Source organism: Mesobacillus sp. LC4 (genome assembly GCF_053543455.1).
Genome location: NZ_JBGCUB010000001.1, coordinates 1,276,293 through 1,298,061 on the forward strand (window position 1 = coordinate 1,276,293; position 21,769 = coordinate 1,298,061).

26 protein-coding genes are annotated in these 21,769 nt (G+C 38.4%); 8 read left to right on the top strand and 18 right to left on the bottom strand.

The window, feature by feature from the left end; translation table 11 throughout:
* The first annotated feature begins 177 nt into the window (after positions 1-177).
* The gene (gene ggt, locus AB5I83_RS06575; protein WP_448973792.1) at positions 178-1,950 is read left to right on the top strand and encodes a gamma-glutamyltransferase; all 1,773 of its coding nucleotides are present in this window, start codon (positions 178-180) and stop codon (positions 1,948-1,950) included.
* Between the two features lie 160 nt (positions 1,951-2,110).
* Here the strand turns inward: ggt and ftsZ are convergent, their stop codons facing one another.
* Positions 2,111-3,445 (bottom strand): cell division protein FtsZ, encoded by a 1,335-nt coding sequence (ftsZ, locus tag AB5I83_RS06580; RefSeq protein WP_448973794.1) that lies wholly within the window; start codon positions 3,443-3,445, stop codon positions 2,111-2,113.
* 641 nt (positions 3,446-4,086) lie between these two features.
* Here ftsZ and arr point away from each other — a divergent pair.
* Entirely contained in the window at positions 4,087-4,503 is a 417-nt protein-coding gene (gene arr / locus AB5I83_RS06585) for an NAD(+)--rifampin ADP-ribosyltransferase (RefSeq protein WP_448973796.1), read from the top strand.
* Positions 4,504-4,654: 151 nt separating this feature from the next.
* Here the strand turns inward: arr and AB5I83_RS06590 are convergent, their stop codons facing one another.
* The 9 genes from AB5I83_RS06590 to AB5I83_RS06630 form a co-directional block, all read right to left on the bottom strand.
* The gene (locus AB5I83_RS06590; RefSeq protein WP_448973798.1) at positions 4,655-5,005 is read right to left on the bottom strand and encodes a hypothetical protein; all 351 of its coding nucleotides are present in this window, start codon (positions 5,003-5,005) and stop codon (positions 4,655-4,657) included.
* 39 nt (positions 5,006-5,044) lie between these two features.
* The gene (locus AB5I83_RS06595) at positions 5,045-5,233 is read right to left on the bottom strand and encodes a PspC domain-containing protein (RefSeq protein WP_448973800.1); all 189 of its coding nucleotides are present in this window, start codon (positions 5,231-5,233) and stop codon (positions 5,045-5,047) included.
* 150 nt (positions 5,234-5,383) lie between these two features.
* Positions 5,384-5,950 carry a GNAT family N-acetyltransferase gene (locus tag AB5I83_RS06600; RefSeq protein WP_448973801.1) on the bottom strand — a complete coding sequence of 189 codons (567 nt, stop codon included), beginning with the start codon at positions 5,948-5,950 and terminating at the stop codon, positions 5,384-5,386.
* A gap of 200 nt (positions 5,951-6,150) precedes the next feature.
* The gene (locus AB5I83_RS06605) at positions 6,151-6,921 is read right to left on the bottom strand and encodes an alpha/beta hydrolase family protein (protein WP_448973803.1); all 771 of its coding nucleotides are present in this window, start codon (positions 6,919-6,921) and stop codon (positions 6,151-6,153) included.
* Between the two features lie 468 nt (positions 6,922-7,389).
* Positions 7,390-8,616 carry an IS4 family transposase gene (locus AB5I83_RS06610; RefSeq protein ID WP_448973805.1) on the bottom strand — a complete coding sequence of 409 codons (1,227 nt, stop codon included), beginning with the start codon at positions 8,614-8,616 and terminating at the stop codon, positions 7,390-7,392.
* A 281-nt stretch (positions 8,617-8,897) separates the two neighbouring features.
* On the bottom strand, positions 8,898-9,497 hold the full coding sequence (locus AB5I83_RS06615; RefSeq protein WP_448973807.1) for an alpha/beta family hydrolase: 600 nt from the start codon (positions 9,495-9,497) through the stop codon (positions 8,898-8,900).
* Positions 9,498-9,614: 117 nt separating this feature from the next.
* Positions 9,615-10,091: a GNAT family N-acetyltransferase gene (locus AB5I83_RS06620; protein WP_448973808.1), complete on the bottom strand. Its 477-nt coding sequence runs from the start codon at positions 10,089-10,091 to the stop codon at positions 9,615-9,617.
* Positions 10,092-10,748: 657 nt separating this feature from the next.
* Positions 10,749-11,015 (bottom strand): hypothetical protein, encoded by a 267-nt coding sequence (locus AB5I83_RS06625; RefSeq protein WP_448973810.1) that lies wholly within the window; start codon positions 11,013-11,015, stop codon positions 10,749-10,751.
* 233 nt (positions 11,016-11,248) lie between these two features.
* The gene (locus AB5I83_RS06630; RefSeq protein WP_448973812.1) at positions 11,249-11,671 is read right to left on the bottom strand and encodes a group-specific protein; all 423 of its coding nucleotides are present in this window, start codon (positions 11,669-11,671) and stop codon (positions 11,249-11,251) included.
* A gap of 144 nt (positions 11,672-11,815) precedes the next feature.
* Here AB5I83_RS06630 and AB5I83_RS06635 point away from each other — a divergent pair, with 144 nt between their 5' ends.
* The gene (locus tag AB5I83_RS06635; protein ID WP_448973814.1) at positions 11,816-12,847 is read left to right on the top strand and encodes a metalloregulator ArsR/SmtB family transcription factor; all 1,032 of its coding nucleotides are present in this window, start codon (positions 11,816-11,818) and stop codon (positions 12,845-12,847) included.
* A gap of 19 nt (positions 12,848-12,866) precedes the next feature.
* Positions 12,867-13,226: a VOC family protein gene (locus AB5I83_RS06640; RefSeq protein ID WP_448973816.1), complete on the top strand. Its 360-nt coding sequence runs from the start codon at positions 12,867-12,869 to the stop codon at positions 13,224-13,226.
* A 140-nt stretch (positions 13,227-13,366) separates the two neighbouring features.
* Here AB5I83_RS06640 and AB5I83_RS06645 read toward each other — a convergent pair whose 3' ends face one another.
* The 5 genes from AB5I83_RS06645 to AB5I83_RS06665 all read right to left on the bottom strand — a co-directional run bounded on the left by AB5I83_RS06645 (position 13,367) and on the right by AB5I83_RS06665 (position 15,342).
* Entirely contained in the window at positions 13,367-13,756 is a 390-nt protein-coding gene (locus tag AB5I83_RS06645; RefSeq protein WP_448973818.1) for a hypothetical protein, read from the bottom strand.
* Between the two features lie 185 nt (positions 13,757-13,941).
* Positions 13,942-14,142, bottom strand: coding sequence for a hypothetical protein (locus AB5I83_RS06650; protein WP_448973820.1), 201 nt, complete (start codon positions 14,140-14,142; stop codon positions 13,942-13,944).
* Positions 14,143-14,298: 156 nt separating this feature from the next.
* On the bottom strand, positions 14,299-14,505 hold the full coding sequence (locus AB5I83_RS06655; protein WP_448973822.1) for a hypothetical protein: 207 nt from the start codon (positions 14,503-14,505) through the stop codon (positions 14,299-14,301).
* Between the two features lie 144 nt (positions 14,506-14,649).
* Complete coding sequence (locus tag AB5I83_RS06660; RefSeq protein ID WP_448973824.1) at positions 14,650-14,919, bottom strand: hypothetical protein; 270 nt, start codon at positions 14,917-14,919, stop codon at positions 14,650-14,652.
* Positions 14,920-15,162: 243 nt separating this feature from the next.
* On the bottom strand, positions 15,163-15,342 hold the full coding sequence (locus AB5I83_RS06665; RefSeq protein ID WP_448973826.1) for an alpha/beta fold hydrolase: 180 nt from the start codon (positions 15,340-15,342) through the stop codon (positions 15,163-15,165).
* 312 nt (positions 15,343-15,654) lie between these two features.
* Here AB5I83_RS06665 and AB5I83_RS06670 point away from each other — a divergent pair, with 312 nt between their 5' ends.
* From AB5I83_RS06670 to AB5I83_RS06680, 3 genes are read left to right on the top strand one after another with little or no spacing between them, the layout of a single operon-like run.
* Positions 15,655-16,635, top strand: a complete 981-nt coding sequence (locus AB5I83_RS06670) for an ABC transporter ATP-binding protein (protein WP_448973828.1) — start codon at positions 15,655-15,657, stop codon at positions 16,633-16,635.
* The gene (locus AB5I83_RS06675) at positions 16,632-17,414 is read left to right on the top strand and encodes an ABC transporter permease (RefSeq protein WP_448973830.1); all 783 of its coding nucleotides are present in this window, start codon (positions 16,632-16,634) and stop codon (positions 17,412-17,414) included. The genes AB5I83_RS06670 and AB5I83_RS06675 overlap by 4 nt, the downstream gene beginning before the upstream one ends.
* Positions 17,415-17,417: 3 nt before the next feature.
* Positions 17,418-18,206, top strand: coding sequence for an ABC transporter permease (locus AB5I83_RS06680; RefSeq protein ID WP_448973832.1), 789 nt, complete (start codon positions 17,418-17,420; stop codon positions 18,204-18,206).
* 573 nt (positions 18,207-18,779) lie between these two features.
* Here AB5I83_RS06680 and AB5I83_RS06685 read toward each other — a convergent pair.
* The 3 genes from AB5I83_RS06685 to AB5I83_RS06695 form a co-directional block, all read right to left on the bottom strand.
* Positions 18,780-19,187, bottom strand: coding sequence for a hypothetical protein (locus tag AB5I83_RS06685; protein ID WP_448973834.1), 408 nt, complete (start codon positions 19,185-19,187; stop codon positions 18,780-18,782).
* A gap of 27 nt (positions 19,188-19,214) precedes the next feature.
* Positions 19,215-20,531 carry a uracil/xanthine transporter gene (locus tag AB5I83_RS06690; RefSeq protein WP_448973835.1) on the bottom strand — a complete coding sequence of 439 codons (1,317 nt, stop codon included), beginning with the start codon at positions 20,529-20,531 and terminating at the stop codon, positions 19,215-19,217.
* 345 nt (positions 20,532-20,876) lie between these two features.
* Positions 20,877-21,233 (bottom strand): nuclear transport factor 2 family protein, encoded by a 357-nt coding sequence (locus tag AB5I83_RS06695; RefSeq protein ID WP_448973837.1) that lies wholly within the window; start codon positions 21,231-21,233, stop codon positions 20,877-20,879.
* Between the two features lie 152 nt (positions 21,234-21,385).
* Between AB5I83_RS06695 and AB5I83_RS06700 the strand changes: the two genes are divergently transcribed.
* Positions 21,386-21,574, top strand: coding sequence for a hypothetical protein (locus AB5I83_RS06700; RefSeq protein WP_448973839.1), 189 nt, complete (start codon positions 21,386-21,388; stop codon positions 21,572-21,574).
* Positions 21,575-21,769 lie beyond the last annotated feature (195 nt).

Here is a 21,769-nt window from a genome sequence, read left to right on the forward strand (position 1 = left end):
ATAAAATTCCATCATCAATCTTTAGACCCATCTATTCCAAGTGCCTTTTTTACTGTGTTCCTCATTACCCTTAGGACAATATATTTAAAATTAGGAAAATTCAGCAAATAATTTGCTATCAGTCTTTCTTTTCCCCTACCATGAGGGTGATTCCAAATTTAAACAGGAGGTAGTATTATGACAAGATTCTTACGTACCGGGCTATTTGCTCTGCTTAGTGTGCTGTTGCTTGCAGGTACCATGCCTTCAGCAGGACTGGCAAAAAAACCGGAATTCAGCTATGACCAGTACAGCCAGGTTGACGTCGGCAAGGATGGTATGGTCGCAGCCGCCCACCCTCTCGCATCCGAGATTGGGGCTGAAGTCCTTCGCAAAGGCGGAAATGCAATTGATGCAGCTGTCGCCATCCAGTTTGCACTGAATGTAGTGGAACCCATGATGTCCGGAATCGGCGGCGGCGGTTTCATGATGGTTTATGACGGAAAAACAAACGAAACTAAGATCGTGAACAGTCGTGAACGTGCTCCTGAAGGCGCGGCTCCAGATATGTTCCTGGATGAGAACGGAGATCCCATTCCTTTCTCCGTCCGGTCAACAGGAGGTACTGCTGTGGGAGTTCCGGGTACCCTGAAGGGGCTTGAAACAGCACTTGAAATGTGGGGAACTCGCCCACTGCAACAACTGATTGGCCCTGCTGTTAAACTCGCTGACAAAGGGTTCCCGATAGACTCTGTTCTTGCAGATGCGATTGCCGATAATCAAGACAAGTTATCAAAGTCTGCAGCAAGTCAAGTCTTCCTCCCTGGCGGAGAGCCGCTTCAAGAAGGAGATGTTCTTGTTCAGGACGATTTGGCTAAAACCTTTAAGATGATCCGCTCAAAAGGTACGGACACATTTTATAAAGGAGAAATCGCTGAAGCAATTGCTGATGTTGTCCAGGAATTCGGAGGTTCTATGACCTCAGAGGATTTGGAAAAGTATAAAGTAACAGTGGATGAGCCTGTTTGGGGAGACTATCAAGGATACGAAATTGCCAGCATGCCTCCACCAAGCTCAGGCGGTGTCTTCCTTTTGCAAATGCTGAAAATACTTGATGATTTCAATTTGTCACAGTATGATGTTAGATCTCCAGAAAAATATCACCTTCTAGCCGAGGCCATGCATCTAGCCTACGCGGACCGAGCTGCATACGCTGGAGATCCTGAATTTGTCAATGTACCTGTGAATGGACTTCTCCACCCTAATTACATCAAGGAGCGCCAGGAACTGATCAGTCTGGATTCAGTCAATCAGAATCCAACAGCCGGCGACCCTTGGAAGTATGAAGATACCGAAGCAAACTATTCACCGACTAGTCAGCCAAATGATCGGAAATATGGAGAAACGACCCATTTTTCAGTTACAGACAAATGGGGAAATGTCGTCTCCTACACAACAACTATTGAACAGGTATTTGGAACAGGCATCATGGTCCCTGGTTATGGCTTCATGCTGAACAATGAATTGACAGACTTCGATGCAGTCCCTGGCGGCGCGAATGAAGTGCAGCCAAACAAGCGCCCATTGAGCAGCATGACACCGACCATCGTTTTCGATAACGAGGGTGAACCAGTCTTAACCGTTGGCTCTCCAGGAGGCCCGACCATTATTACTTCAGTACTGCAAACCATTATCCATGCGATTGAGTACGATATGGAACTCAAGCAAGCAGTCGAAGAGCCAAGAATCTACACCAACAATCTAAATTCTTACCGTTATGAAGAAGGTATTAGCGCTGATACTCTAAACCAACTGAATGCAATGGGCCATAAATTCGGACCGAGTCCTACGACCATCGGCAATGTCCAAAGCATTTTGATTGACCGCAAGAACGGAATCTTCAAGGGAGTCGCCGACTCAAGCCGAAACGGTGCAGCAATCGGGATCGACCTTAAAGGCAAACGAAAATAAATTGAGCTACAGGTGCGGGAGTTTCCTAACGGATTGTCTCGCAAACTTTAAATTTTCAAAGCAAAATAGACCATTGAATAAAATAATATTCAATGGTCTATTTTTATTGATTTGTTCCTCCTCTTAAAAGCAAGCACTGCCGATTTGGCCCCTTTGGCGATTATCGCCTTCTGCTTCGCTTTCGCAAGAACGATGGAATTTCAAGTGAGTCGTCTGACTGCTGGTTGCCTCGTTCATAACTCGCAGGCTCTTCGTAGGCATGCTGCTTGCTGTTATTACGGGATTGGCCATAGCTATCGGATGGATTGAAATTGTCATACTGGTTGTAGCGATCAGACTGGCCATAGTGATTAGTGTGAGCGTGGCTGTCAGACTGGTTTAAGCTGCCGGACTGGCCGTACCTGCTGGACTGGCCGTAATTCCCTGATTCTGCATAGGCAACAGTTACTCGCTGTCTTGACTGAGAATGATACTGTTCACGGGAATTAGCAATCATGTCTCCAGGACGGCGCGATTTGTTGGAAGGTGGTGCTTCATCCTCATCATGATCGAAACCGGTAGCTATCACGGTCACCATAATCTCATTTTTCAGGTTTTCATTAATGACTGATCCAAAAATCATGTTTAACTGGTCGTCAGTTGCAGCCGCCACGATATCGGCCGCTTCCTGGACTTCATACAAACTGAGGTTCACGCCGCCAGTGATGTTCATCAGCACTCCTTTTGCGCCATTGATGCTCGTTTCAAGCAATGGTGAGGAGATGGCCTTTTTGGCAGCTTCGGCAGCACGGTCATCGCCAGAAGCCACTCCAATGCCCATAAGTGCCGTTCCATTATGGGACATGATCGTTTTTACATCAGCAAAGTCAAGGTTGATCAAGCCTGGTACGGCGATCAAGTCGGAAATTCCCTGGACACCCTGCCTAAGGACATTGTCCGCCTCACGGAACGCTTCAATCATCGGCGTTTTCCGATCGACGATTGCCAGCAATCGCTCGTTTGGAATGATGATTAACGTATTAACAGCTTTCTTCATTTCTTCAATTCCGGAAGCCGCATTTTGTGCCCGTTTGCGGCCTTCAAAAGTGAATGGACGAGTCACGACTCCAATAGTTAGTGCGCCTAGTTCGCGTGCAATATGGGCTATCTCCGGCGCAGCTCCAGTTCCTGTTCCGCCGCCCATACCGGCCGTTACGAACACCATGTCCGCACCCTCCAGCGCATCCCTAATCTGCTTTCTGCTTTCCTCGACAGCCTTTCTGCCGATTTCCGGATTGGCACCGGCCCCCAACCCCCTGGTCAGTGAACCGCCAATCTGCATCGTGATCTCCGCTTTTGACATATTGAGAGCCTGCGCATCTGTATTCACAGAAATGAACTCCACTCCCTGCACCCCGTCCTCAATCATCCGGTTAACGGCATTATTTCCGCCGCCCCCTACACCAATTACTTTTATAGTGGCAAATTGATCAATATTAGTATCAAATTCTAGCATATATAGTCCCCCTAATTAGCTTCTGAAATTGCCCCTATTTTTCTCTGTACCTATAGACTTCGCCACTGGCTTGGCAATTCCGTCTTTTCCGGGGATTTGTTAAAGAAATGTAATTCTACAGTAATAAAGTGTCATATCTCTTGGAGTTTATGGAAGCGAACTTTCAGGTGTTTAAGTACATTACCTGGGATATCCGGAATAAAGAAGTTCATTATTAAAATTGCTTTTTTTCGGAGGCTCTGTTTTTTTCGAGTTATATTCCACATCGCCTATTTTTTTGGGTCTCAGCAGCTTTAATTTTTCTTTATGTAAAACATTTTCGTTTTTCACTAATCTTATTACTATATATATATATATATATCAACATCCACTGATTTTTTTATTAAAAAAGGTGGTTAATCCATCCATATGGATCAACGCACCTTCATACTTCATATCACTATATAAGCAATAGTCAAAAATCAGCAACATTCGCAAATGGTAAAGCTAAATTAAAAATTGAATAGGAATAAATAGTGTTCAATATCATTCTCTCTAATTACATTATACAACTATTTACAATTAATTTATAGACTACTCTTTTTCTAATTCCAATAATATACTGGTATACACAAATCCAAATATTTAAGAGGTGTATCAATATGAATGATAAAAAAAATGTCTTAGATAATGGTCCATTTTTTCATGGTACTAAAGCCGAATTAAAAATTGGAGATTTATTAGAACCACAACACCTATCAAATTACCAAGATAAAAAATCAAACTATATATACTTTACTGCAACATTGGATGCTGCTAAATGGGGTGCTGAATTAGCAACCTCTAAATCAAAAGAAAGAATTTACGTTGTAGAACCATTAGGTGAATTTGAAAATGATCCGAATTTAACTGACAAAAAATTCCCTGGAAACCCAACACGTTCTTTCAGATCTAAATTTCCTTTGAAGATAGTGGCAGAATTAAGTTCATGGGAAAGACATTCCAATGAGGAAATAAATCATATGCTTACATTCTTAAAAAAGGTACGTGAACAAGGAAAAGCTGTAATATTCGATTAATTTATAAAACCCCAATTTCAGGTAATTTTCCTTCTGCGGCTCTTGCAAACATAGGTGTGCAAGAGCCAGGTTTAACTATGCAAGTTTATCAAAGACCTGTCACTTTAGTAGACTTAAAAAAGTCGCCATGAAAGGGGCGAATCGGATAGGGTTATTGCTTTGAATGACAATAATCCACCTTATCTTTATCTAAAACTTTACCAGTATCCTTCTCAACAATGATCCGAAACCCCTTGCAATTACCTGTATCCCGTTCATCGATTATATTCACAACATCATTGTCTGCTATTTCTTTTACATTCTTCATCTCATAAGGCGTCAAATGTAACTTAACTGGATGTGTCCAATAGCCAGCAAGGTATCGCTGAGATATTGTAATCGCTAATTGTTCATTAACAGGTAATTCAGATGGATCAAGATCCAAGGTTCGAGCATCGTGATAAAGGAAAATACCTATTATTATGCTAATCAAAAGTATCGTTACTAATCTCCATCTTTTCAAAGAAATTTCCCTTTCGAAATTGTGAAATTAACACTTCATTCAATATAATGACTGAGGACTATCAGCCATCGTATTAACAAGAATTAAATAGATTAATATATTAAAACCAGGTAACAAAATGAATATCAGTCTTACTGCCAAAGAAGATATCCCAAAATGCTCAGCAATACCTCCACAAACCCCACTTATAGACTTATCTGTTGAAGATTTTTTTAACTGATTCTTCAATTCAATTCCCCCTATTGTCAAAACCTACCTAAATTTAATAATACCATAAATAACCATTAGCGATATTCATTTCTTTGCCTTTTAAAATGGCGGGCATGCTGTCTTATATAAACAAAAAACTGCCATATGGCAGCCAATTCATTCGGAATTTCACCCTTCATTTTCGGGTTTGTTAATGAATTCTTCGCTTAGCATAGCGAATAGATAGTGGTCTCTCCATTGTCCTTTTACCTTTAAGTTCTTTATAAAATGGCCTTCATGCCGGAAACCTTTTTTTGTTAAAAGCTTGATAGAGCCCTTATTTTCGGCATCGCAGACGGCATATATCCTATGGACTTCCATGGTGTTAAAACCTAAATATAATAAGCCACTTACAATTTCTATCCCGTAACCTTGTTTCCAGTAGTTTGAATTAATAAAATATCCGATCTCGGCTGTTTTAAAATCATGATCTCTAACCATAAACAAAGCATTTCCGATGACCTTTTTAGTATCTTTTATTTCGACGGCTAAAACATGAATTTTTCTGTTTTCCTCGTTTTGAAAAGCGATTTGCTTTCGAAGGCTCTGTAAGGTTTCCTCTCTACTATTTGGGCCCCAAGTTAAGTATTTCACTACCTGTGGATCTGACTTAAATTCATGAATATCTTCAAAATCATCTTCATCAGGTTCTCTAAGGATTAACCTTTTAGTTTCAACAGCAGAGATTCCAGTCATATATATCTCCTCACAAAAATTCCATAGAAGCAATTTGTTTTACCTACTCTAAGTTAAACAAAATGGCGTCAATTCTTCATGGATAAACGCTACAGTAACTTCTTTAAAAAGAACCTGTATTTTAAATTATTTCCTCTAAAACTTGCCTTATTTTTCCTACTATTTCACACAACATTGGCTAATATCCTTCTTGAACTAATTCAAATATAATCAACAACTATGTCCCAAGCAGATGAAGCTGGGTCAATGACCTTAAAATGTTCTATATCCGGCAGAACAACTAACTTCACCTTATCTCCTTTTTCCTGAGCGATTTGGCAATAATTTTTGCTTAACTCTACTGGAACATGACGATCCAACTCACCATGTATTAACACTTGCTCTATACCATATGGTAATAACTCTATAGGAGAAGACATTTTATAGCGTTTAGGAAAATCCAGCGGCGTCCCACCTAGTAGTGCAGCTACAGGACTTTTAATTCCCTTTTGCTCGTGGATTTCCCACATGTTTGTTAAGTCAGTGACTCCTGCTAAACTTAATACTTTTTGAATACCTATAGCGAGTTCATTAAATTCATTTTCCGTTTGCGACGCATTAGTTCTTGAAGCTAACCAAAGGGCTAAATGGCCCCCCGCTGAATGACCCAAAACTGTTACTTTTGCAAGGTCGATCCCATGCGACTCCTTAATAATAGTCAGATGGTTAATAGCGTCTATTACATCATTAAACGTGCTATTCCATCCTTCTAGTTCTTCACCTATTCTTCTATATTCGATATTCCAAGTTGCATAACCTCGCAGTGCTAAATCTTCAGCAATTGGAGTATTCTCTTCTAAGTTGTATTTAGATTGCCAAAACCCACCATGAATCAGGACTATTACCGGGCTTGGTTCTGGACTTTCAGGCAAACGCAATACACCAAATTGTGATTGATGATCCCCATATAAAATTTTGAATTTATTGAACATAAAAACTCCCCTATATTTTTATGGAATTGCCACACTTCCATCATGAAAATTGGCATTCTTAACTTTAACTCTTAAAGCTAACCTGAATTGTATCAAAAACAACACAATTTGTTCGTACATTAACCAGAATCCTTGACTCAAGCTTTGAAGTAGAGCTGGTAGATAGTAAAAACCAAGTTTTCAAGGGAGAAAGACAGCAGTATTATGCTAATTTTTATTGTTGAATTTTTTTATTGGCGGTTTTCACAACTTTATTGGCGATTTTCGAGTTTTTTTGGCGAAAAAAATTATTTATTGGCGATTTCCACCTGTTTTTTGCACTAGCTTTGCAACGAGATACCAAATTTAGTTAATTTTAGTTTATTTTCAAACTTAGTTACTTAGCTAGTTAGCGTTGGAAACAAAAAAAAGAACACCTGTTTAAAACAACAAGTTACCAAGCAAGTTAGTTAGCACCTTATTATCCGTTTATCTTTGGACAATTTGGACGGTCTTCAACTTCTTGGGATATTTTCTTGGCCGGCCGGGTTTTCCTTTCTTTCGCCTTCCTTTGGATCTTCTGCTCGGCTCCCTGAATAAGGCTTCTATAAAATAATCCCATGAGTCATACCAGTATTGACGAAGGTACTTGAGTATTTCCCAAGTGGATTTTTTAGAACGAGTCTGAATCCTGACCAATTCACAAAGCCCATAAGCGATCATGGCGAGCCATAACTGATTCCATACAGCCTCCTTTTTATGGCTGTAGAACTTCACCAACTTAAGGTGCTGTTTGATCCATTTGAAAAAGAGCTCCACTTTCCATCGTTGGCGATAAATCTCTGCGACTTCACTCGCAGTAAGGTCCCGTCGGTTCGTGACTACCCTGTATTTATTGCCTTCGTCATCAAGGAATTCTACAAGACGCAATGAGATGATCTCCTCCGTCTTGGGCTTCTTAACCTGAACCTCAGCGTCTAAAACAATGTTAGGTTCATCATGAATGTCATGCTTATTCACGATTGTCAGCTTTGAATTCATTTTTACCCTGGCGACAAACTTTAGATTCTTTTGGATTAAATCTGAATAGAGAACATAACTGATGTACCCTCGATCATAGATGTAGGTGACAGCTTGGTCGACCACCAGTTCAAGCGCGACTTCCTTGTCATCTACTCCGGTAGTAGAAAAAATCGATTTGCCAGGATAATAGGTATTTTCATCCGCGACAATCAAACAGAGATGAAGCTTTACTCCATTGTTTTTCTTGGTGGAATAAGCCCATTCACCCGCCTTGGAAGGGAGCGAGAATTGAGAAGAGTCTACAGCGGCCAACTTTCCTATCTTCTCAAAGCCAGGCAGGCGTTTATGATGTTGGTCAATCTGCTTAAAGATTCGGAATGCAGTCTCCTGCAGGAGACCGGTTGGCAGCTTCATAAGCTTTCTGTTAATAGAAGATCCATGTATACTCTTAAGCTCCAGCAGTTCCTTGAACACCTTCTTGGATTTAAGGTTCTCACTCAAATCCCATAAGGATTCACGTCTCATAAGCATTCCTTCTACCGTCATGGTAATGACATGGCCAGAAAAAAGTTTGTGTGCTTTATGGTCCATAAAGGGGTCACGATAATTCTCAAGATTTAACAGTGCCAAACACTTTTGAACTACAGTTGAGTCGGGTAAAGTTTGATTGGGTATAGAACTCTTTGAGTTCATAGGAATCCTCCCCTTGTAGAATAGGTGTTTAGCAACTTGTTGTTACCATTCTACATAGGAGGATTTTTTCTGTTTAAAACCTTTTATTGGTTGAATACCATTATTTGGAACAACTTTGCAAGACTAGTGTGTTTTTTGGCGAAAATCAAAATTTATTGGCGAACTGGAAATTCCGGGTGTTTTTTTCCAGTTCAATCTCGGGTTATTTCTCGCATATTTTCTTCCAGTTAACTCTTTTACCGGTCTTTAAATAGAATATTTCTTATTCGATCTCCCGCTGGTTAAAATTCGTTGATATAAGAAATGACACTTTTTAAGATTTCAATAGACATAAACGAATCTTCATCAAGCTCTAAACTGTGATCCCCACCCTCAATCACTTTTAAGGTAAGATTTTGATTGTTTTTCAACTTTTCATAGCGTTCCACTATAAAGCAATGACTATCTTTTTCTCCAAAAATGCAAAGCCCTTTATGATCACTAGTAACCATTGCATTAAATACATCATCATTTTGCAGCAATGGAGTCAACCATACCAATTTGGCATCATTAAACATTGGATGATCGAGCAGGCATCTTAAAACTTTTGTTCCAATCGACTTAGCCACTAAATATAAGTTGCTGTATTTTTTATCATGGATGGCGGTGTCTATCACATGTTGTACATCTGTTGCTAGGTCCCTTTCATTTAGTAAAGAAATCTCTTCCCTGCTAAATGAATAATTAATATGCAATACATCGAAGCCCTTATTGTAAAATAATCCAGTTGTATAATATAACAACGGAGCTTGGGTTGAATAACCAGCCCCTGGTAAGACAATAACCAGGTTATCTGTTCCTTCTTTTTGTTCAATCAATCTAAAAGGGATGTTTTCACTCATTTTCTCACTTCTCTCTAAAATTCTTCTTTTTTCCAAGTTGGATTCAACACTATCAACTCTTCATCCAGAAGTAATTCAACATAAAAGGCGTCAATCCTTCCTGGATTAACGACCTCTTTATTCTAATTGTTTTTTTAACTCAATTTCATCCCTTATTGGAATACCATCATTACCGACCAGAGGAATTTCTGGTTTTAACTTTCTCGCTTTCTCTACTGCATTATTGATCACTTTGGAAATGACAAAACCTCGTTTTTGATAAAACTTCAGTGCTAATAGATTATCATTTGTTGTTATGAGTTTTATGAGTGTACATTTTTTCTCTAAAGCTATGTTTTCTACTTCTTTAACAAGCGATGTACCTATACCCTTGCCTTCTTCCGTACTGTCTAATGATATAATTTCGCATTCGGTATCAATAATGACATAGGTAACAAGACCAATGATGTTGTTTTCTTTTACAATGGCAAAGCCATCTAATGTACTGCAATCATAAACACCGCTTGAAATCACCATTTCTGGAGATCCCCAATGCAACTTAAAAAACTCTATTATTTTATTTTTTGGTAAATCTTCAGTTTTGTAGGTTCTCATGACTCCCCCGTGCCGTCAATATTCTTATCAATGATCTTTGTTTTCACTTTTTATCTTTTGATTTCTAATAAAACCATAAATCGCCATTCCACTTAAGAACAAGAATAAGACTGTAAAAACTATTCCATAACCTATCTCTTGATTCTCAAAATTCTGATAGGCATATAGTGCCATCGTAATCGAGCTAAGGGTTAACGATAAAATAATGAATGGATGCGTCCTCACTTTTTCCAAGCACTTAACTCCTTCCTCCATCTTCTCTATTTTTCAAATATTGAAGCAAGACTGCATTGGCTAAAAGGAATCCAGCCGAGAGTATAGCAAGCTTAGTGCCTAGGAAAAATGAGAGAATCGCAGATAACAAGGCACCAAACAAAAATAGTTTACTTAATGGACTATTGATTTTAACCTACCCCTTTTAAAAAGTATTTCCCCTAGTAATCAGAAGGAATTGAATTACTTAAGTAAACCAAATATCCAAACGATCAAATACATTGGGATTGCTACGATCACAATCCCTGCCAGAAAATAGCTAAGCGATTTTAAAATAAATTTAAAAACATCATATATCGAGCCCGCTAAGTCATCAATGAATCTCAAAATAATCACCCTCTAAAATGCTAACAATATTTCCATATCAATTACTTATTAACTAAATTACAAAAGGTATAATAACAAGCTAATAATTCCAGTTAAAAAATATGCAATTATACTGATTTTTTTCGTCTTATTATTAACATCGGCCTGTTTCTCCAAATGCTTAATATAGTCAAAAATTACCCACAGACTAATTAAGGCAATTATCCCCGTTAAACCATAGTCAGCAGCATGTACCAATATAAAAACCGATATGATTGCAAATGCCACATTACTTAATATCTTTTTATAATGAACACCACTATAAACTTTCTTTATGTAAACCACTTCTCTAGACTCCTTACAGCTATAGAAAGTGCTACCCATGTTAATCCTGAAAAAATAGCTAAAGGGATGGCTTCTGCAGTCTTAAACTCAGGAATGAGATTTGAAAAAATGGTTTTGAATAATAAAAATGTAGAGAACAAGGCGACGAACACTAATAGACCCAATAAAAATAAAGATATTTTTTTTGCCAATCTGGTCATCTTCCTTTCTTTATGCTGTAACCACCATAACTATCACGCTTCATGGTTCATAGGCAATTGTGCAGTAATCTTATCTACTAATTCATCTAGTTTCCCATAACATTTTTCAACTTCTGGTAAATGATAAAATGTACTGGTTGTTTCGACATGATCGATTGCTCCATCTGGTGAGTAAAGAAAGATTTTTTTCCCCAGCCCCAGAGCGATTCCTAATTCTATATGAGTTCCTTTTCCGCCTGGGAGTATAACTACGATAAAATCAGATTCTATGACGGCATTTTTCTCGTGTTGACCGATCACTTTTAAATCTTTCAATAGTAACGTATTCTCTTCCCTTGCTCTGCCATTTTTCGTCCAATCATATGTATGTATATATCCTTGATGGACTAATTGTTTCGACACATACTTCACAGCATCAATGTTTCGAAAACTCGATGCAACGTAAAATTTTTTCATACTCTTCTCCCTTTTAAATAATCCCTAACTACAAATATTCAATAAAAAGGGCTGGAATCCTCCTGGGAACTAAGCACTTCATATTCAAGTTTCTTTTATTAGATAATTGCCTTATAATAAATATGTATGAAAAGAGGTGTTGATATGTCATTGGAGTGGGACAGCCGCTCAAAAGCTGATGAAGTTGTAGTAGAGCATTTTCACTCATCCGTTGTGGAATTTATTGCTTTTAATTCGTCTTTACTTGATTCAAGAAAAGATAAGGACCGCTTATATGGTAAACTACTCAAGGAACTGGATAAAAACTCCGCAGAATTCCTGAGTTTTTGGAATACAAGAACCGATTGGAGTTTCACCTTTCTGTTTAATTTCCTTCTTCCTTGTCCTTATTTTCATGATGTAGAACTGTTTCTTGAAAAGATATCTACTCTTAGTGATCCTGATTTTTTGTATCATTTTTTTGGCGAGTCTGTTCCGGAAAAGCAAATAAAAGAGTTGATCAAGGATCCTGAGAAGCTTAAATCTGCCGAGGATACGATCTGGTGGGAAAACGATGAAAAAAAAGCATCAATGCATGATATCCTGAAAAACCTGCCTGATTTCCGAAGTAACTTTGTATCCCTCTTGTTAGATGCTTCCCAATCAAGGACTTTCAGAGATGAGCTTTCAATAATAAGTAACGCTGCCCAGGAATCCATCAATAAAGTTAAATCGATGGAAATGGAACCTTTAGCTTTGGCTCAATACATAATGGGAAAAACGTTCAGACGAACAAGCTTATATCAAGTGTATTACTATATTCCTTCGTACTTCTTTGCGGCTAATCGCATCAGGATTTTCGATTCCAAGACGTGTATCATCATTTATGGAATAGATGCGCCACTGGTCGATTACCGAAAAAAAAGCGCCGAACTGGAATTGCAATTGAAAGCATTATCCGACCGGAATCGAATCCTTATTTTACGAATGCTTGCCCGGAATAAGCAATACGGGGCCAAAATCGCGGAGTACCTTGGAATTACAACGGCAACCGTGTCGCACCACTTGGAACTGTTAAAGAAAGCAGGTTTTGTAAAAGAAGAAAAAGTCGGGACGATTAAGTATTTCTCCTATAACCAGGATCATGCGGAAGCTACCCTAAAACAATTGCAAGATTTCATTAACCCCAAATTGTAAATGATACGGAGGACTCGTTGTGTGGAAAAGGATCGAATGTCTTGCTATTTATACAAATAACATTGATAAATCAGTGGAATTCTATCAAACATTAGGCTTAAACAAGGTTTGGGAAACCTATCAAGACGAGGGAAAACAATGGAGACTTACTGGAATGAGATTTCCTGAAGGCAATTCAGAGTTAGTATTAAAAAATAATCCCAATTTAAATTTTGCTGAAACTGAAATCGTCGTTGATGATGTTCAGAAAACTTATGAAACATTAAAAACCAACCCTGAAGTTGAGTGGATTCGCACCCCATTTCCTAACTCCTTAGGCGGACACGTAGCAGTAATGAAAGCCCCAGATGATAATGTATTTGTTTTAGTGGGAAACTAGGTCTTTCTACTGGTACTACCTTTTAATTAAACAAAAAATATGGATAACCGAAAAGTAGGTGATTTTACAGTTATTTTAGCATACAAAGCTCAGAGCTATAAAAAGCCGTGAGCTTTTTTTGTTGGTTGAACAAGACTTGTTTACCCTTCAACGATTGCAAGATATTTTTTGATTTCTCCTTCAGATTCAACAATTAAAATATCTCCTCTTTCTTTGGTGGAAAAAATCTTTGCACCAACAGGAAGTTTATTCGACATCTCATCTTTAAAATCTGTATTTGCATTATTTTTTGTTTTTATTTCACCGATTTGAACATCTTTTGTTAAAGACAATTCTTCAACCCAATCAATATTAGTTTTGTAGATAACTCCATCATACTGAAAAATATCAGCATCAGATTCCAATGTTAAAACTTCTTCGGCATCAATACTATCAATTGTTGTTACTGTGGTTGTTTCCCCTTCATTGGAACACCCACTAATCATAAATAACGTTAATGCAATCAGGACAAAAAATAACTTTTGAACCAATGTAATACCCCCTTTATACATATAGTCGGAAATACACTATCATAAGTTCCATCTTCAACTAAACTTCCCCGTATGTTTAATAAAGAATTCAACAAAAAAGGTGCCTAATCCTACCTGGATCAAGCACCCACTAGTTAAACCAGAATGTTTAAGGAGTAACCTACTCCTTATTTGGTAGGAATTTGTCAGCCACCTTTAACGCAAGTCAAAGTTGAACTTCCAACAGCATAGTTTAATTCCTCCAGAAGAGTTACAAGCTGTTCATCTTCAAAGATAGCTTCCAATGGCTTTTCAGTGAGTGGGATTTGATATTTATTGAATACTTCTGTTGTTTCTTCCCAAACATCAACAATACCTTTCGGAGACATAATTGATTGTATTACCATTTCCTAAATCACCTCTTTTTGCTTTAATTTTACCACACCTTATTGTGCAACCTGCCTTGTTATAAGGTGATAATCCTACCTAAATCAACGCACCCTATTGTTTAATTGCAATTATTCATAAACATTAATATTAGACACCATTGCTCTGACTAATTTCTATCTATTCTTTTTTTCAAAAATATAATTAAAGTAAAAATAAAGACCAATAATCATTGTTAACCAAGGAATCCAAGGTACGATTGAGCTTGAAAACGGATTTTCATAAACCTCTAAAAAATACCCTGCAATCATTGATACTATACCGTTGATAAAAAACATTAGTAAAGATATCGAAATAAAAATAGAAGCAACAATGAGTTCCATCTTAATTATCCCTCTCTATTTTCAATTGCTAACCTATGCATTATATATTTTTTTATGTAGAACATAATATTTTATTGTTAATTTCACGAATTTTCATTTAAGCTATCCTGCATCTTTACTTGAATAAAGAAACTATTTAATTGTTTAGAATTGTCTTTTTGACCTTTGAATTTTAGAATAGCCACCTATAAATAAAGTAATAATAAAGATTATGGAGAAAGTCCATAAGACAAAATTTATACTAGCATTAATTTTTTTCTTCTCACCTTCCTCTTTATCGTTAATTTTAATTGCTTCTATTAAATTTTGAATAAATAGATGTCCGACAAGCGCATTTAATACAACAAGTACGAGTATTATCATATTCTCTTCCCCCATTTTAATAATTGCTTTATTGGTATTCTTATTCAACATCCCTCCCCCGTTAGCTTAATAAAAGGTTTTAAGACATTACCTAATTCTTTCTTGTTGTTTAGCCAAATAAAATGTTCTGCTCCTTCAATGTTGATATATCTAGAATTAGGAATAAGGTTTGAGACTTGTTTAACTGACCAAGAAGGGCAAATATCATTCTCGGCATAAATAAACAGTGAAGGTAAGTCAATAACGCATCCTATTACGGAGTTCGGATATAAAAGCGAACCCTAAATCAGCTTCTCAGGAGTGTCCAATTACTACCAAATTTTTTAGGTCGTACTCTTCCCGAATGTTTTCAATGCCTTGAAGACAAGCTTCTAAATCGTATCCATTCCCGCCATAATTTGAGCGGCCACAACCTTTAGGATCAAACATAATAACTTCATAAATATCATCAATAAGATTTGATAAAGGTTCCAAATAATTACAAGATCCAGGTCCACCACTGATTAAAATAACTGGAACTCCCTGCCCTCTTTTTTCTGTCCATACATTCCATTTTCAACTTTAATGTACTTTTCAACCAACAGTATCACCCTTGAACCAAAGTTTTACTGTTGATATTCTTCCTAAACACTCTAAACTCCTTCTTCCACGAAACACCGATAAATGAACAAGATCGCAAGCATCCGAAAAGTATATAATTTTTTTCACACAAAAAATGGTTGACTTTACCAAACTAAACCATATAATCATCTTATAAGATATTTATCTAATATTGGAGGCGAGGACATGAATCAAAATGTAATTGAAGTCCAAAATGTTACTCGATCCTACACAACTGATGTAGGGCTATTCAAAAAGGAAAAAAAGAAGGTTGATGCACTAAAGGGGATTACTTTTTCAGTAAAAAAAGGGGAAATCTTCGGCTTGCTTGGCCCGAATGGTGCCGGCAAGACAACGATGATAAAAATATTATCTACCATGCTGATCCCCAATTCAGGTAAAGTTTCCATTTTAGGGCTTGATCCGGCAGCTGATCACCGATTTTTGAGGCCGAAGATCAATTTTATTTTGGGAGGAGAACGGAACTTATACTGGCGGTTATCGGCTTATGACAACCTTTCGTATTTTGCCGACCTATATAAAATCCCTAAATCTATTAAGAAAGGGAGAATAGATGACTTACTAAAACTCGTAGGTCTTCATGATGTGGCCCATCAAAAAGTGGAGACCTTCTCAAAAGGAATGAAGCAGCGATTACAAATTGCGAGAGGCCTTGTGAACAATCCGGAAATTTTGTTTCTTGATGAACCTTCTATCGGCCTTGATCCCGTCAGCGCAAGGCAGCTGCGCGAGACTTTGCGAAAACTAAATGAACAAGGTACAACCATTTTGCTGACAACCCATTACATGTATGAAGCTGATGAGTTATGTGACAGGATTGCTTTTATTAATAAAGGAGAAATAATAGACATTGATTCTCCTTCCAACCTTAAGAAAAAGGTGGATAACCAGTCAATTATCGACTGCTCGGTGATGGGGGCATCATCAGCCCAAATTGAAACAATAAAGAATCTTAAAAGCATACACCATATACAAGTTGACCAACAGGATTTCGCCTTCACATTGCGGATTCAGACAGCAGAGCCACAACTTGTCGTGCCATTTATCTATGATTCTATGAAAAACTCTATGATTACCAATTTAACGATTTCAAATCCAACCCTTGAGGATGTATATGTTAGAACGATTGGAGAGAATGCTTCATGAATTTAGCTGCCTCCCTTCTTCATACCATCCTTGTCCATATGAAACTGTCCATTGCACGTCCGATGTTTAAGTTCATCATCTGGATTTCACCTCTTTTTTATTCAACATTAGCAATCTTTATTTACGGAAAAGACTCCACAGAAACTTTATTTCATTATGTGGTATTGGGCTCTGGATTCATGGCCCTCTGGTCTTCGATCGTTTTTTCATCTGCCAGTGATGTGAATAGAGAACGATTCTATGGAACTCTCGAAATCATTTTTATCTCACCAGTTCCTTTCGCAGTCACCCTGATTGGAAAAATAATTGCGAATACATTATGGGGACTCATTTCCATGATTTTGTCTTTCGTCTATTTAAAATTTGTCTTCCAGTTAGATGTTGTCTTTTATCATCCCTGGTACTTTTTATCATCACTACTAATCGTCCTGCTGTCGCTGGCTGTTTTCTCTTTCTTTCTGGCGCTCGCTTTTACACTATCCAGACAAGCTGAAGCATTGATGAATTTCATTGAATATCCTATTTATCTAATATGCGGCTTTTTATTTCCCATTTCGTATTTGCCATCCTGGGTTCAAGGCATCTCCTACATGCTTCCTCCCACCTGGGCAATCAAACTTTTACGCGATGTGACGACTGAAACGCTGTCATTCCAATCAGTACTGGTGTCTTTTTCAGGGATTGTTCTCCTTACATTGTTGTATATTCTCATTGGGGTGTATTTCTATCGTTTAATGGATAAAAAGGCTAGATTTCATGGGAAATTGGGGGTGTATTAAACAATGGAAGCTGTTCAACGATTTTTACGTCACGGATTTTTATCGTATAAGGCATTATTCGGCTGGCTTGATCCAAAGGTATATATTTTCGTGATGGTTCTCAGCCCACTTAGCCAGCTCATATTCTTTTCAACACTAGTAAACTATGTATACAAGGGAGAAAATCTATTAGGCTATGTAGCAGCGAACGCTCTCCTGCTCTGTGTATTAAATTCAGTGTTTGGCATTATGTCTGTCATCACTTCCGATCGATGGATGGGAACACTTCCCCTGGTTATGGCGACACCGTACAATAAAGCAAGCTTATTTCTATCCAGATCAATCGCCCACGTCTTAAATGGACTTGTGACAGCAGCAATCGGATTGGGGTTTGGAATCCTCCTCTTTCAGTTAACGATTTCTTTAAAGGAAGGTTTCGTGCTGCTGATTATTTGGCTTTGTTCGATTTTCTCAGCTGCTGGGCTTGGGCTAATACTAGGAACTTTTTGTCTCTGGTCCCCTTCTATGCACCTTTGGTCCAACCTCCTGGCAAGCCTGTTGCTTTTATTGAGTGGTGCCAACTATCCTTTTTCCAGGATGCCAGAATGGCTGCAGTTCCTCGGGCAGTTCACCCCACTGACAAGAGGCGTCCAACTTACAAAAGACATCTTAAACGATGGGAACTATTCAAATGTGATTGTTCTTTTAGGAGAAGAAATCCTGTTAGGCATTGCATTCTTCGCCATAAGCTTCCTGCTGCTAAAATTCGCTGAATATCAGTCGCGGTCAAAAGGAACGATGGAATTTGATTGATTAGGAGGACACAACAAAAGGCATTGCGCTGCAATGCCTTTTGTAACGAATTCGTAAATTGCTACATACTTCTCAAAAAACCTTAAGCACTTGCGCCTGTTGACGCCGGACCTGTCTTAAGTTTGATTATCTTTTGACAGCTTTGTACCTTTTGATGATCAACCTGTCTTAAGTTTGATCATCTTTTGACTGCTTTGAGCCTTTTGGTCCACAACCTGTCTTAAGTTCACTCATCTTTTGACAGCTTTGAGCCTTTTGGTCCCGAACCTGTCTTAAGTTGCCTCTTCTTTTGACAGCTTTGTGCCTTTTGGTCCCGGACCTGTCTTAAGTTGTCTCTTCTTTTGACAGCTTTGCACCTTTTGATGCCGAACCTGTCTTAAGTTGCCTCTTCTTTTGACAGCTTTGTGCCTTTTGGTCCCGGACCTGTCTTAAGTTGTCTCTTCTTTTGACAGCTTTGCGCCTTTTGACCTCGAACCCGTCTTAAGTTTGCTCATTGTCTTATCCCGGATTAAATTGGCACTTTCATTTTAAGAGTTGGGACGAATAAATCCGGAGGTGATTTATCACAGGATTCTATGAAAGTAACAGGTAAGAAACAAAAACCGTAACATAGATCGTATCAAGGCCTGCCAAGTAAAATTTAAGATTTGATTTTTTCAGCTTTGCCAGGCTGTAATTAAATAAAACATCATATAAACTTATCGCAAATAAAGTGACGGACACAATCACTACGAATATGTTTCCAGTCATTAACACGGCAAGGATATACAATAACCATCTTCTGAAAAAATTAAAAAGCAAATCAATTAGGACCAAAGACAAACCTTCTGGATTCACTTCCAACTCTGCGTCAGAAGATATTTCCTTTAGACCGGTTTTAATCTTTTTGTAGTCCTTAATGTAGTCGAGATTTAACCATAATAGGATGAAACAATAAACAATAATATAAATCTCTTCGTTGCCGTATAGTAGTTCACCCAAAAAAGAGCACCTCACATTTCCTCTCTGCTACTCATTTACAACCGCTGTTTCACTTCCCTTTAGTTCCCGCTCATCCCATCGTATGAAGGTTTCAAGCAGGATGGATAATAAGACACCCATAATAAAACCATTCGAGAGAAGCGGCTGAAGGATGACGGGTAAAACGGTAAAGAGCTCAGCATCCAAATTCATGATGCTCAGTCCCAGCAATACTGGAGCAGCGATCCGGAAAATAGATTTAGAATCAAACGTATATCCATTCAGACTTTTTAAAGAGGTGCCAAAAAGCTGAAGATAGGCTACGAAGAGCACTGCATTTCCAACAGTGATGGGCAGCGTTGCCAGAAAAGCACCCAGGATTGGGATGATGCCAAGGATCGCCATTAATCCGCCCCCAATCAGGAATGGTTTCCGGTCAAAGATCCGAGTACTTTCCAAAAATCCGACGGACGAGGCGAATGGAGCATAGGATACAAGTCCAAAAAAAGCCGCGCCAATAGAATAGCTGCCAGTTAAAAGATACGATCTATCCAATGATGACTGAGCAACATCCGTCCCTTTAAGCTTGGACGCCGCCTGGACAGATGCAATTGTATTGCTGAGATTGATAATACTCGCAATAAAAGTGATTGCGATGATTCCGTAACTCAGATTAGGAGCTCCAAGAGGGAAGAATGAGAAGTCCATTGAGCCTTGGCTTCCCGACACTTGTTCTGCGGGAAAAAGGATCACATAGACAGCCCAGCCCAGCAGCATTCCGATCAATATCGAAAAATTCCCGATCGCGTCATTCCCTTTTATTTTCAACAAGCTAACCAGAACTACAACTCCAAAAGAAAACAAGGTAACCGGCAGATCGAGACTTCCATCCTCAGTCACTTTCAGCATCCCTTTAAAAAAGATAAGGATCAGTTGGAATGTAAGGAGAAATAGGTATACCGTCATGACCATCGGCGTAAAAACTCTCTGGATATATGAAAGCAGACGGAATACTCCCAGAACCAAAATGACAGTCCCTGCAAGCAGCATTCCCGAGGCAATTCCCCCGCCTATTTCCGGAAGGCTCATACCCATTGAAGAAGCAGCAAGGCTGAGATTCAGGACCAATCCCCACATCACACCCGAGTGCCCCTCCATCAATGGATATCTATGACCGAACATTCCCTGCAGCACACATGCCACTCCGGTAAAAATAAGTGAACTCCGCAGCATAGCCGCAATGTCTGCACTATCCAATCCAAAAGCAGTTCCGATCGACACCGGAACAACAACCGTATTAGCAAAAATAAAAAACAACCATTGCAAAGACGCTAAGATTGTTTTCAACGATGATGTATTCTCCATACTCTCACCTTTCAACAGAAATCTTTTAAACAATCATTCTATACATATGGCAGAGAGGGATAGATGATTCAAAATCTACTATGTATGATTAGTTTTTTAAATTCGCGAAGAACTCACCTATATTTACTCCCAGATGATAGGAACCATACCAGATCCATAATGTTATGAGTAATGTTGTAAAGATAGGGTACCTTTTCATAATATGTTTCTTTGGTGGTTTCCCCATGCCCGTAGCTCCTTTTAGTAAATATTTCCATGTTATTGTCGCATATATTCCCTTTTTACTCAATACTTTTTTAATTTCCTTCTAGTACGCACTCATTATGAAATTACGGTTCTACTAGATCACGTGTAAAAGTTTGGGTCCGTCTTGGTCCCCTGGTGGAACACCATCTTCCATTCACCATCATTAAGTTTCCAAATCGAACTTCTTAACGCATGTTGGTTCGTCTCTTCATTAAAAGTCCGGTATGTCGCCAGGACAATATGATCTGATAAAGGATGAATATCGAAATCACTTAATGAAACTTTGATGATCCCAATTCCACCTTCAAGATCTTCATTCTTATACAAAACCCTACCAGAACTTCCAAACTCAAAAAACTCATCAGCCAATAACTTTTTCAGTTCCGTTTTCGATGAACGGACTTCTGCTGCTAATAATTTTTCCTCTAACTGCTTGATATGATCTTTTAACTCCATAGGTAATGTCCCCTTTACAATCAATAGAAAATAAATTCAACAAAGTGAGCGAATATCCTCCTAAAATGTAAAGCAATCCCTTTTCTCGTTAAAAGTTGAAACCTCTGCACATTAGAATCGTATTAGCAATATATAGAAAGGGGATGTATTTTATGAGTAATAAAGAATTGAAATGCCAAAGTTGCGAAGGAAACTCTTTCGTCCAGGCGATGGATTATATCAATCTCCGGCCAGTCGATAAAAAAATGGCTATCGGGTCAGAAAGGGTTTATACAGTTTGCTTGGATTGCGGAGAAGTTGTTTCAATCAAGGTGAAAAATCCGGGTAGGTTAGTTAAATGATCTTATAGCTCTTGATAGGAGGTCTACTAAAGATAACTTACATTAGAATCTTTGTTATTTTATCTGAACCCGGGGCTAATTCGGATTGCTTTCATGGGAATCACGGAAAAGCTATCCGAACTTGGATCTACTTCGGACAGCTTTCATGGAAATCACGACAAAGCTGTCCGAACTTGAAGCTACTTCAGACAGCTT